This window comes from Deltaproteobacteria bacterium (assembly GCA_020848745.1).
Taxonomy (GTDB): Bacteria; Desulfobacterota; Binatia; order UTPRO1; family UTPRO1; genus UTPRO1.
In genome coordinates, this window is the sequence record JADLHM010000131.1 from 1 (window position 1) to 10855 (window position 10855).

The window sequence follows — 10855 nt, forward strand, 5'->3', positions numbered from 1 at the left end:
CCCCGTTGGCCCCCCGGACGTCACCCTCGCGAAATTCCTCCGCCGGCGACTCTTCCGACCCCCAGCACCCGTCCGCCTTCGCGACGCGGCGTAGCCGCCGTCGCGCGAACCCGGCACTGTCGAGTAAGGTACAAATCCCGTCGGGGACGCTCCTCGCGCCGCGTACCTACGCGGCCGAACCGTCAACCCCGCGCCGATGACCGGTGGATTCCCCTGACCGTGCGTACCATCGAGGTGGACGTGGCCGTTGCCTGACCTTCCCGTCGTCTCCGGTCGAGACGCACGCCGCGCCTTCGAGCGCCTGGGATGGACTTCCCGCCGCCAGACGGCCGCTCGGATCTATGGTGTCATGGGAGGAAGTCGGGGCTTTGCTTCAGTCCCGCGTCGGTTGCGGGCTGCGGCTCGAGATCCACGAGCCTGGGCGTGCGTGCCCCGATGCCAGGCACGCGCCGCTGCTTCCGCGGCAGGTAGAGCGCCGACAGGAAAGCCGAGCGGCGGATGACGACTCCGAGGGCTGCCGCGAGGGGCACGGACCAGACGTAGGCCGTCGTCGCGATGCCGAGTCCGGCGCGAGATGACATCAGCGTGGACAGCAGATGACGGCACTGCGTTTCCAGGAACGTGTGGAACAGCAGGACGAAGAGACTGTTGAAGCCGAGGAACGCGAACGCCGCGCCGAGCCTTCGCGTTGCGCTCAGGGCATGCGCTGCGGAGAGGGCGAGGTAGATGCCCGCCAGGGAGCATGCCGCCGTCGCGATCGGCTGTTCGACGACGCGTTGATTGAGGTCCAGGTGGAGATCCGTGGCGGCGTCCAGCGCCGCGAAGATCACAAGGAGCGCCACCGCGAGCGCGGGGTTCGGCCGGAAGCGCTGGACGCGCTCGCGGAGGGCGAAGCCCAGGAGGAAATACGCGGCGCTGATCGAGAGGACGTCCGCGCTGAACGGGAGGCCGGAGAGGGGCGCGTGCATGTCCCCGATCACGATCGGCAGGTCCCGGAAGAGGTGGAGGTACGAAAGGCCGGTGAGGGCGCCCGCGGCGAGCAGCGCTGCGCTTACCCACGCGGGAAGGCGCGCCGCGGTCGCGATCCGCACGAGCCCCCAGGCGTAGGGAAAGACGAGCCAGAGGTGCGCCAGGTACCAGAGCGGCGCCCACGGCATGTCGATCGACGTGCCGACGCCGTACAGCATCCGCGGAATCTCCGCGAAGGGGTCGGCACCCGCTACGAGGACGCGCGCGAGGACCACGAGTGCGAGGGTGACGAGATAAGGCTTCAGGAGCGAGTCGCTCTTCTCCCGCAGGAGGGTGGCGAACGGTTTCGCGGGGCGGAAGAACACACCCGACAGGAAGAAGAAGAGCGGCATGCGGAGGAGCCCCAGGCTCTGATTCGCCGCCGCGGCCAGCGGGTTGATCACGACGAGATGGCTGTGGCCGAAGGCGACGAGCGTGATGCTCATCCCCTTGGCGACGTCGATGAAGCGCAGGCGCCCGCCGGATGGTGCGGGAGCAGGCACGGAAGCTTCGGCGAGCGGCCGGCGGCTCGTCATGGGCAGCGGCGGGTCTTCCGCTACGCGGGATCTGGCGAGCCCTCTACCGTCCCTCATTCCATCCTCCTCGCCGCCGTCGGTGATTTCCGCGGCGCCGCCGCGCGCTCGCGGCGCGCCTTCCTCGGCGTGCGGGCGCGGTCTACCACGGCCGCACGAGACGGCGAAAGGCGCGACGGCGCTCGGGCCGCCGTGGCGCGACCATGCGGCCCGACGGGTGCGTCCCGTACGTCGCCCGCCATGGCGCCCGGCATACCGGCGTGTGGCGGGCGGATTTCGGGTTGGCTACGGACGTCGGGTGGGGTATCGGCGTTGCATGCGTTCCCCCCTCCTGGCGATGCTTGTCGCGGGCATCGCCGTCGCTTCCTCCGCCGCCCACGCCATCGAGCAGATCACGAGCTGCGGCGAGTTCGTGCGCGGCTCCGCGACGCTCGTCGCCGATCTCGACTGCTCGGCCACGGACGATGACGCCGTGAAGCTCCAGGGCCGTCTCCATCTCGCCGGCTTCACGCTCACCGGCCACCCGGCCCACGCCGTGGTGCGCTGCGAGAAGGGGCCGTGTCGGGTGGAAGGTCCGGGTACGCTCCGGGGCGGCACCGAGGGCGTCCGCAGCGACAAGAACACGCGGCTGATCGGCGTGACCGTCCGCGACAACGCCGGCGCCGGCGTGTACGCGCGCAAGACGGCCCGCCTGGACGACGCCTCGGTCACGAGCAACGGCGGCATCGGCGTGTCCGCCGACAAGATCAACGCGCGCGGCACGAGCTTCGTCGGAAACGGCGACGACGGCGCCCACACCGTTCGCAAGGCGCTGCTCTTCGAATGCACCGTCAGCGGCAACCTCGGCGACGGCGTCAGCAGCGACCGCCTGGCCAAGATGAGCCACTACACGACCGTCACCGGAAACGGGCTCGATGGTGTCGACGCCGGGCGCATCATGCTGAAGCGGGCGGCGGCGGTCGCCACGAACGGCACCTCGGCCGCGTGCGGCGTCAGCGAGGCGTGCGACGACATCGCGACCGATCGCCGTCCGATCGTGAGCTTCGACGCCGTCTGCGGCTCGAGCCGCGATACCGGCGACGGGAGCAGCTGGGACGTCTGCCTCGACGACTGAGGAGCGAGCCTCCGCGGCGGACGCTTCGGGAAGTCGAGTCAGGCGGCTCCGCCTTCCGGGGCGCGGGTCTCGAGCGGGCATTCCAGGCGGACGGTCGTGCCGGCGCCGGGCGCGGACTCGATGACGAGCCTTGCGCCGACGGCGAGCGCACGCTCCTCCATGCTCAGGAGGCCGAGGGTGTCGCGGCGTCGACGGTGCGAGTCGAATCCGCATCCGTCGTCCCGGATCTCCAGCCGGACGACACGGTCGGCGTGGAGCTCGAGCCGGACCGAGCGGGCGTGCGCGTGGCGGAGCGCGTTCGTGAGCGCTTCCTGGGCGATGCGGTAGATGGCCACCTCGGTCGCTTCGGCGAGACGCGGGATGGGCGTACGGAACGACGCCTCGACGACGGTGGCCGGCGGCGCGAGGCCGGTCGCCAGCGATCGCAGGCTGTCCTCGAGCCCGAGGTCGAGAAGGAGGTTCGGACGGAGTTCGCGGGCGAGAACCCGGATGTGCTCCGCGACCCCGTTGAGATAGCGCGTGATGCGCTGCAGCTCCGTCGCGGCGTCGGTGGGGAGGGGATCGAGACGGCGGCGCACGGACTCGACGAGGATGCCGATCCCGACGAGTTCCTGGCAGACGTCGTCGTGGAGGTCGAACCCGAGCCGCGTGCGTTCCTCTTCGCGGACGGCGACCTGGCGCTGCGCGAAGAGGCGTAGCTTCTCCTGACTCGTCCGCAGCTCCTGGAGCGACGCCTCCAGCGCGTCGGCCGCCGCGCGCCGCTCGGTGACGTCGCGCCCCGCGCTCTGGATCTCCACCAGCGTGCCGTCCGGGCCGCAGATGCCGCTTCCGTTCCATTCGAACCAGCGCCAGCCGTCGGCGGTCCGCGTGCGGCTCTCGACGGCGCTACGGTACGGAGGCACGGCGGTGCGCGCGATCGCGGCCCGGACGCGGTCGACATCGTCGGAGTGGACGAACTCGAAGATCCGTCGTCCGAGCAGCGTCTCGCGCGGCTGGCCGTACACGCGGCACCCGGCGTCGTTCACGAAGGTGAACCGAGCCTCGAGGTCGAAGCGGCACACGACCTCGTGCTGCGATTCGACGAGCGCCCGGTAGCGCGCCTCGCTCATCCGCAGCGTCTCCTCGGCGGCGCGGCGTTCGGTGACGTCGCGGCTGCTGCCGTGCAAGCCGATCACGGTGCCGTCGAGGTCGCGCACGGGGCTGATCACGGTCTCCACCCAACGCGGGCCTCCGGCCGCGTGCACCTGGACGATCATCGGCGGCAGGCGCTCGCCGGCGCGAACGCGCGCGATGGCGGGGCGCCACCCGGCGGTCGGCGGATTGTCCGGATGGGCGGTCAGGAGGTCGGCGATCGTGCGCCCGAGAAGCGCCGTCTCCGGCCGGCCGGTGAACTGCGCGAGAGCGGGGTTCACGTACGTCAGGCGTCCCTGCAGGTTGGCGACCCAGATGAAGTCGCGGGCGTGCTCGTGGAGGTTGCGGAAGAGGGTCTCGGAGTCCCGGAGCCTGGCGGTGAGCTCGCCCTCCTCGCGGCGGCGGCGTTCCGCGACGCGGAACGACCGGGCGGCCCAGTCGGCGATGACGAGCGCGATCAGCGACCCGAATCCCGCGACCGCGATGCGCTCCGTGAGGTGGAGGCGCTTGTGGATGGCGGGTAGGGCCACGACCCAGCCGAGAGTGACGATTCCCTGGAGCGCGAGCTGCGGACCGAGGCCCCACGCGGTGCCGATGGCGACTCCGGCGTAGAGCACGAAGACGACGAAGCCGAGGATGATGCCGGAGGCCCGTACGGTCGCGAAGAGCGTGATCCACGACAGGCCGACCACGGCGAAGGCGGCAACCGCGAGCGGCACGATCCAGGGTGCGGTCGGCCGCGCGCGGCACGCGGCGGCGGCCGGGAGGAGCACGGCGAGCTGGGTCGCCGCCGTCGCGAGCGCGAGCCGGATGGGCACCTCGCCGGCGGACGCGAAGGTGGCGAGCCACACGATCGTCACGACCATGTTCAGCAGGGTCAGGAGCGGCATGCGGTCGGCGACGAGGGCGCGATGCGCGAGCGTCACGTCCGCGGCGCTCGCGGCGGCGGCGCTCATCGCGGACCGTGCTCGGGGCGGAGCGCGTCGGGCGCCAGCGCGCGCACGAGGCGGAGGATGCCCTCGCGCCAAGCGACGCGCGTCGGCCCGATCAACGCGTGCATGCGATCGGTGTCGAGGCGGAGGCTGCCGAACGCCTGCGGATCCTCCGTGAACGCCGGCGTCAGGCCGGTCAGTTCCCCGAGGTAGCCGCACCAGTCCTCGATGCTCGTCGCTTCGGAGCCCCCGAAGTTCACCGTCGTGGTGTCGACGGAGGCGGCGGCGAGCAGGCGCGGGATCTTTTCGACGTAGTCGTCGACATGGAGCAGGTTGTAGAGGTTCGGCCGCTCGGGATGGACGGTGATGGGCGCGCCGTTGCGCATCATGACGAGGTGATAGAACGGCCAGCCGCCGTTGTCGCCGTACGGCACGCTCAGGCGCGCGATCGTCGCCGGCACGCCGAGGCGGCGGGCGCAGAGGCGCACCGTCGTCTCGGCCGCGATCTTGCTGATGCTGTACGTCGGGAAGAGCGCGCGGTGGTTGTCGCCGAGCGGCGCGTCCTCGCGGCGCGGGGCGGGCCCGCCGTAGGCGTAGACGGCGGCGGACGAGAAGTGAACGACGGCCCGCGCGCGCGGGAGGTGCATCAAGAGCTCGCCGATGCCCTCGGCGTTGGCGCGGAGGTCGACCGCCCAGCGGCCGCTCTTCGCGACGGCGAAGTTGAGCACGTAGTCGACGTCGGCCGGCAGCCGGCGGAGGCTCGCGGGGTCGGCGAGATCGGCCTGGATCGGCACGGCGCCGAGGTCGCGTACGCGCGCGACGTCTTCGGCGCGCTGGAAGCGCGCGAGCGCGAAGACCTCCGCGCGCTGCGCGTAGGCGGCGACCACGGGGAGGGCCACCTGCCCGGTGGGTCCCGTGATCAGGATGCGACGGTCGGCGAGGTCGAGCGGGGCGTGCACCACGGCGGGCTCCCTTCTCATAGCGATCGCGGCGTGCCGGTGTCTATCGAATCGCCGCCGCCGCCGGGCTATGAGGGTCCGCCGCTGCCCGCGGCGCGCTCGCGGGCGATCCCGCGCAATCGAAGGTACTCGAGAGGAGGAGCACGCGAATGTTCAGCCACATCATGGTAGGCGCCAACGACATCGAGGCATCCCGGAAGTTCTACGACGCCCTGCTCGGCACCCTCGGCATCGCGCCGGGCGTCACCGACGAGAAGGGACGGCTCTTCTACCTGTCGCCGACGGGCGTCCTCGGCGTGACCACGCCGATCGACGGCAAGCCGGCCACCGCCGCCAACGGCGGCACGATCGGGTTCAACGTCGCCGACCCGGCGACCGTCGACAAGTGGCACGCGGCGGGCGTCGCGAACGGCGGGACCAGCATCGAGGATCCCCCGGGGATCCGCGAGGGCGGGCTCGGCAAGATGTACCTCGCCTACCTGCGCGACCCGTCCGGCAACAAGCTCTGCGCGCTGCACCGCATGGGCTGATCCCGTGACGCTCCCCGCGGTGCCGGCCGAGATCCGGCGCCGCGGGGGGCCCGGTGCCCGCGCGGATCGGGTTGACTGACCGATGACCCGGGGAGCATGGATCGTCGTTGTGCGTCAGGTGTTGCCCATGGCGTCGACGAGCGGGAGGGATCCCTACGGGGTCGAAACGGCTCGGCAGGTCGCCGCGCGTGCGCCCGCGGGGCTCGGCTTCTTCGCGGCGTGCGTCGTCCTGAGCACCGTCTTCGAGGTCACGCGCTTCCCGGAGCGCACTCCGTGGATGCTGGCCTTCGGCGCCGCGTCGCTCGCGCTCGGCACGATCTGTCTCGCGCTCGTCCACCGCCGGGCGGACGCGAGCGTCCCCCTCCTGATCGGGTTCGTGAACGTGATCGGGATGGGGCTGAACGCGTACCACGCGGTGGTCGGCGCGGCCGTCGCGATGTGCCTCTGGACGCTCACGGGACTCATCTGCTCGACGGCGGTCTTCTTGCGCTGGGGACGGACGAATCAGGCGTTGGCGTCGCTCGGGGCGGTCGCGCTCTATCCGCTCCACCTCGTGCTCACGGACGTCGACGGCCTGACGTGGGCCGCGGGCGGATCCTACCTCGTCGTCATGGTCGCGATGAGCGTCTTCGGCGCGGGGCTCTACGCGGGTTACCTCCGGTCGGGGTTGCAGCTCGCGCGCACGCTCACGGAGCGCGAGGCCCGCCTCCGGAACTATTTCGACCTGGCGCCGGTCGGGAGCGCCGTGGTCCACCCGGACGGCACGTTCCTCGAGGCGAACGACGCGCTCGGCCGGGTGCTCGGCTACACGCGCGAGGAGCTCGCGCAGTGCGATTGGTTCACGTTGCCGGTGCCGGCGGACCGGCCGGCGGTGGCGGCGTTGGCGCGCGAGGCGCTCGCCGGATCGCGCGAAGCGCACCTCGGCGAGGCGCGCTTCGCGCGACGCGACGGCGCGACGATCGACGTGACCGTCGATATGCGCGGCCTCCCGGGCCCCGACGGGACCATCGACCACCTGATGGTGCTCCTCCAGGACGTGACTGCGCACCGGCGTGTCGAGAGCGAGCGGGAGCGCCTGTTCGCCGCCGCGCTCGCGGCGCGGCGCGAGGCCGAGACGGCGAGCCGCGCGAAGGACGAGTTCCTCGCGACCCTTTCGCACGAGCTGCGCACGCCGCTCTCGCCGGTGCTCTTGTGGTCGGAGCTTCTGCGTCGCCGGGGAGTGTCGCCGGCGGACACCGCGCGCGGTCTCGACGCGATCGCGCGGAACGCCGGCAGCCTCGCCCACTTGATCGATGAGCTGCTCGACGTGTCGCGCATCGAGTCGGGGAAGCTTCGCTTGGAGCCGACGCCGCTCGATCTCGACGTCGTGGTGCTCGAGGCGGTCGAGGTGATGCGCCCGGCCGCGGAGGCGAAGCGGATCGCGATCGAGACGGCGCTCGACGACGCGGGTTGTCGCGTCCTCGGCGACGCCGACCGGCTGCGTCAGATCCTGTGGAACCTCCTGTCGAACGCGATCAAGTTCACGCCCGCGGGCGGCGTCGTGCGGGTGACGCTCGGGCGGAGCGGCGCGGACGCGCGCGTCGCGGTGAGCGACACGGGGCAGGGGATCGCGCCCGAGCTGCTCCCGTTCGTGTTCGAGCGCTTTCGGCAAGGCGACACGAGCTCGACGCGTCGCCACGGAGGGCTCGGCATCGGTCTCGCGATCGTGCGCGAGCTCGTCGAGCTGCACGGAGGGCGGGTCGCGGTCGAGAGCGGCGGTGCGGGGTGCGGCTCGACGTTCACCGTGGAGCTGCCGCTCCTTGCGGCCGAGCGGCCGCGCCGCCGTCGCGAGGCGGCACGCGCGGGCGCGGCGGTTCTCGACGGCCTGCGCGTGCTGATCGTCGACGACGACCCGGACTCGAACGAGGCGGTGCGGAGCGTGCTTGCCGCCGCGGGCGCGGAGGTCCGCGCCGCCGGCTCGACGGACGAGGCGTTCGGCGTCCTGGTGCGCTGGATGCCCGACGTCGTCGTGAGCGACATCGCGATGCCCGGCAAGGACGGCTACGCGCTGCTCACGCGTCTTCGCTCGGCGGCCTCGGCGCTCGGCCGCATCCCGGCGATTGCGCTCACGGCGTACTCGGCGCCCGCCGATCGCGAACGCGCGCTCTCGGCGGGCTTCGACGCCCACGTCGGGAAGCCGCTCCGCAGCCACGAGCTGGTCGAGGCCGTGGCGGCGGCGCGCCGGGCGTCCGAGGCGCCGGCGAGCTGAGCGCCGGGCTTCCCTGGTGATCCCTACGCGAGCGTGCGGCCGGTCGGCCGGAGCGTCGCGGTGATCCGGCTGATGAGCTCGATCGCCTGACGGCGCGGCAGGGACGCGAGCATCCGCGTACTCTGGCGGTTGGTCTCGCCGGGGACGAGGGTCGGCTCGACGCCGAGGGTCGCGAGTGCCTCCCGCACGACGTCGGGCGGCTCCATCACGTGGGGACCCGGTCCCCGGAGCTCCGGCGGCTGCGAGGACTGCCAGCCCGGCGTCCGCGTGGAGCCGGGCTGGACGGCGAGCACGTCGACGCCGTGCTCGCGGAGCTCCGCCCAGAGCGCCTCCGCGAGGATGAGGTCGAACGCCTTCGTGGCCGCGTAGACCGTGAGCTGCGCCGAGCCGAAGTTGGCGGCCATCGACGACATCAGCACGATACCGCCGTGCTTGCGCTCCACCATGGCGGGGAGGAGCGCGTGGACGAGGAAGAGCGGGCCGCGACAGTTGACGTCGAGCATGGCCTGCATGTCGGTCGTCGAGAGCTCGCCGAAGGGGGACACGGTCCCGATGGCGGCGTTGTAGACGAGGAGGCCGATGTCGAGGTCGGCGACCGCGGCGCACACGGCCTCGCCGACGTCGGGCCGCGCGAGGTCGAGGACGAGCGTCCGCACCGCGCCGCCGCAGGCGCGAATCTCGGCCGCCGTCGCCGCGAGCGGTCCGGCGTCGCGGTCGACCAGCACCACGGAGAGGCCGCGCGCCGCGATCTGCCGCGCGTACTCGGCGCCGAGGCCGACGGCCGCGCCGGCGACGAGCGCCCACGGACCGTAGCGGGTCGGGAACGCTTCGGGAGTCTGCATGCGACCGGCTTCTTACGCGACCGCCACCCCGGTTGCGAGCACCGAACTTTCCCTTGCGTCCCGAGCGAAGCGAGCCGGCGTGCCGCCTTCGCGACGTGGACCTGGTGAGCGGTGCGGGCTAGAGAGCGCTCGTGCGCTGGATGGGATGCCGCTTGCTGGTGGCCGTGGCGGCGGCCGTGCTCGTCGACGCCGCCGCGGCGCAGGATCTCGTCGGAACCTGGGTCCCGCCGGGGCTCACGGCCGAGGTGCTCGCGCGCGAGCCGCAGCACGTCCGGGTGCTGATCGTGCGCGCGGCGCCGGGCGGCGCGGCGGCGAAGCTGCTCGTGCCGACGCTCATGGCGGTGCCGCTCTCCGTCGAGCGGGAGGGCGAGCGCTTCCGGCTCGTGATGCGGATGGCGCGCGGCATGGAGACCCGCTACGAGGCGGCGCTCGTCGACGCGGACCGGGTGCGCATCGCGGTCGCCGGCGATCCGCAGCCGCCCGCGACGCTCCGGCGCGCGACCGCCGACGAGATCCGGCTCCTCGACGGCCTCGCGCCGAAGAAGCTGCCACTCCCCGCCGTGACGAAGCTCCCGGCGAACGGGCTCGCCGCGACGCCGCCCATGGGCTTCAGCACCTGGAACCACTTCCAGACCGCGATCGACGACCGCACCATCCGCGAGATCGCCGACGCCCTGGTGCGAACGGGGCTGCGCGACGCGGGCTACGTCCATGTGAACGTCGATGACGGGTGGCAGGGCGAGCGCGCCGCCGACGGCGCGCTCCGGCCGAACGCGAAGTTTCCCGACATGCCGGCGCTGGCGGAGTACCTGCACGCGCGCGGCTTGAAGCTCGGGCTTTATACGTCGCCAGGGCCGAAGAGCTGCGCCGGGTTCGCGGGCAGCTACGGCCACGAGGAGCAGGACGCCCGTACGTTCGCGGCGTGGGGCGTCGACTACTTGAAGTACGACTGGTGCAGCGCGGGCCTCGTCTACGACGACGACGAGATGCCGGCGGTCTACCTCAAGATGGCGCGGGCGATCCGCGCGACGGGCCGTCCCATGGTGTTCAGCATCTGCCAGTACGGGCGGGCCGACGTGTGGAAGTGGGGCGCCGACGTGGGCGGCCATCTGTGGAGGACGACCGGCGACATCGCCGATCGGTGGGACGTCGTCTCGGCGATCGGCTTCGCGCAGGACGAGCTCGCGCCGTTCGCGGGACCGGGACGCTGGAACGATCCCGACATGCTCGAGGTCGGGAACGGCCACATGACGCCGGCGGAGTACCGGACGCACGTGAGCTTGTGGGCGATGCTGGCGGCCCCGCTCATCGCCGGCCACGACGTGCGGACGTCGACGCCCGAGACGCTCGCGCTGCTCACCAATCGCCACGTGCTCGCCATCGACCAGGATCCGCGCGGGACGCCGGGGCGGCGGGTCGTGCGGCGCGAGACGGTCGAGATCTGGACGCGCACCCTCGCGGACGGACGGAGCGCCGTCGCGCTCTTCAACCGCGGCCCGGCCGCGGCGCGGGTCGAGGCGAGCCTCGCGTCGCTCGGCATCGCCGCTCGGATGAGCGC

The 10855-nt window shown here is 72.4% G+C and carries 8 protein-coding genes; 4 read left to right on the forward strand and 4 right to left on the reverse strand.

Annotation, left to right across the window (positions count from 1 at the left end; translation table 11 throughout):
• Positions 1-347: 347 nt before the first annotated feature.
• Positions 348-1601, reverse strand: a complete 1254-nt coding sequence (locus IT293_18820) for an acyltransferase family protein (GenBank protein MCC6766717.1) — start codon at positions 1599-1601, stop codon at positions 348-350.
• A gap of 256 nt (positions 1602-1857) precedes the next feature.
• Between IT293_18820 and IT293_18825 the strand changes: the two genes are divergently transcribed.
• Positions 1858-2655, forward strand: a complete 798-nt coding sequence (locus IT293_18825; GenBank protein MCC6766718.1) for a hypothetical protein — start codon at positions 1858-1860, stop codon at positions 2653-2655.
• Between the two features lie 38 nt (positions 2656-2693).
• Here IT293_18825 and IT293_18830 read toward each other — a convergent pair whose 3' ends face one another.
• Positions 2694-4742, reverse strand: coding sequence for a PAS domain S-box protein (locus IT293_18830; GenBank protein ID MCC6766719.1), 2049 nt, complete (start codon positions 4740-4742; stop codon positions 2694-2696).
• Positions 4739-5698, reverse strand: coding sequence for an NAD(P)-dependent oxidoreductase (locus tag IT293_18835; GenBank protein MCC6766720.1), 960 nt, complete (start codon positions 5696-5698; stop codon positions 4739-4741). The genes IT293_18830 and IT293_18835 overlap by 4 nt, the downstream gene beginning before the upstream one ends.
• Before the next feature lie 128 nt (positions 5699-5826).
• Here IT293_18835 and IT293_18840 point away from each other — a divergent pair, with 128 nt between their 5' ends.
• Positions 5827-6207, forward strand: coding sequence for a VOC family protein (locus tag IT293_18840; GenBank protein MCC6766721.1), 381 nt, complete (start codon positions 5827-5829; stop codon positions 6205-6207).
• 127 nt (positions 6208-6334) lie between these two features.
• Positions 6335-8455: a response regulator gene (locus tag IT293_18845; protein ID MCC6766722.1), complete on the forward strand. Its 2121-nt coding sequence runs from the start codon at positions 6335-6337 to the stop codon at positions 8453-8455.
• A gap of 23 nt (positions 8456-8478) precedes the next feature.
• Here the strand turns inward: IT293_18845 and IT293_18850 are convergent, their stop codons facing one another.
• Positions 8479-9297, reverse strand: a complete 819-nt coding sequence (locus IT293_18850; GenBank protein ID MCC6766723.1) for an SDR family NAD(P)-dependent oxidoreductase — start codon at positions 9295-9297, stop codon at positions 8479-8481.
• 335 nt (positions 9298-9632) lie between these two features.
• Between IT293_18850 and IT293_18855 the strand changes: the two genes are divergently transcribed.
• A partial coding sequence (locus tag IT293_18855; GenBank protein MCC6766724.1) for a glycoside hydrolase family 27 protein occupies positions 9633-10855 on the forward strand: 1223 nt, incomplete at its 3' end.